Consider the following 404-nt stretch of genomic DNA (forward strand, 5'->3'; position numbering starts at 1 on the left):
CCACTGGCTTGGTGGACAGCACCGGGACGTCGGACTCGGCCGCCGGGATGGTGGTGGGCAGTCGTCCGCCGGGCTCCACCGCGCCGGTGAGCACATCCGCGACGGCGTCACCGCCCTCCTGGCCGGGCAGCCACGCCCAGACGAGACCTGCCACCTGGTCACGCCACGACATCAGCACCGGAGACCCGGCGTTGACCACCACGACGGTGTTCGGATTCGCGGCGGCCACCCGGGCGACCAGCTCGTCCGACCGGCCCGGCAGCGCCAGGGTCTCGCGGTCGACGCCCTCGCATTCGGTGTCGTCCGTCGTCCCGATCACGACGACGGCCACGTCGGCTGCGGCGGCGTCGGCGACCGCCGCATCCAGTTCCTCGTCCTCCGCCAGGCGGGGGTCGGCCCAACCC

At 74.0% G+C, this 404-nt stretch carries 1 protein-coding gene; it reads right to left on the reverse strand.

Annotated features, from left to right (window positions below; all coding sequences use genetic code 11):
- Positions 1-404, reverse strand: a 404-nt coding sequence (locus AC1DSF_RS31100) for a glycoside hydrolase family 3 protein (RefSeq protein ID WP_478184162.1), incomplete at both ends; no start/stop codon positions are given.

It is taken from the genome of Variovorax sp. 01N429 (assembly GCF_056399425.1).